General features: G+C 39.2%; 1 protein-coding gene. It reads right to left on the bottom strand.

The genetic code is table 11. The features are described 5' to 3' along the window. Window positions 1–183 precede the first annotated feature (183 nt). Window positions 184–489, bottom strand: a complete 306-nt coding sequence (locus F6K53_RS45560; protein WP_293087857.1) for a hypothetical protein — start codon at window positions 487–489, stop codon at window positions 184–186. Window positions 490–1,002: the final 513 nt, after the last annotated feature.

The raw sequence follows: 1,002 nt of genomic DNA, 5'->3' as shown, positions 1-1,002 counted from the left end.
CCCTAGCCCCCCAACTTTGGGGGGAACAAGAGTCAATTTGCTTCTAAAAGTCCCCCAAAATTGGGGGATTTAGGGGGCTTGAATGTAGCAAATGAGACTTCTCAGACAACCTCTTAGATCCTAGGGGGGTTTCAGGAATTAATTCCTATAAACTACTTCAAAGCCAGCTGTCAAAAATTCCTTTCAAAGATTCCTAAGGGGATTAAGTTGTATAGCACTACGCATTAAAGTTAGGACATTGATAAAAGCTGCAAAAGCTGTTGTAGTCAACTTTTGCATTTTGCCTCTTGCCAATGCCATTGCGCGTAGCGCTATAACCGGTTCGGGTGACTCAGTACCAGTTCCGTTACATTCCGCCTGTTCGAGCTCCATTTCCTCATATTTAGTAAAACACTTAGGCTTAGCAGCTACAGCTAGATCGAGAACAATGGGTACCTCTAATTTGATCGGAACTTGGAAGACACAGGGATTATAGTATTTGTAAGCCATCGGTTTTACCTCTTGCTGCAATTACTTTTAATCAACACATTTCTATAATCTCAGATATAAATCCACCTTCACAGTACCTTTGAGGGTACTTTTGTTTAGCTGATAAGATCACGGCATAACTTAGGATTGATTATCGGTTAATTTCGAAATTAAAACTACTCCAGGCTGAGCTCAACATGGAGGATATCTAGGACTTAATTTATGGCAATACTTTCAAATATCACGGAGCAAAAAGCATTATTTACCGGGAGCAGGTCTTGCGTTGCAGAACAGTTGTACTATGTCCCATTAGAGCAAGCTTAAACCCATCAGGGGGCTATAGATAATGTACAAATATTCATAAGTCACATGCTCCCCCTATTACCTATTACCTATTACCTATTACCCATTACCTATTACCTATTACCTATTACCTATTACCCAGATAAGCGTACAAATGTTCTGCATAAGTGACATGCTCCCTTATTTACCATTGTTTTAGCTGAGATTTAATAATATTTAAAACTACAAAAA

Source organism: Moorena sp. SIO4A1, assembly GCF_010672065.1.
In the GTDB taxonomy this organism is placed as follows: domain Bacteria; phylum Cyanobacteriota; class Cyanobacteriia; order Cyanobacteriales; family Coleofasciculaceae; genus Moorena.
The sequence above is the reverse complement of the archived record's forward strand: the minus strand, read 5'-3'. Positions and strand labels throughout refer to the sequence as shown.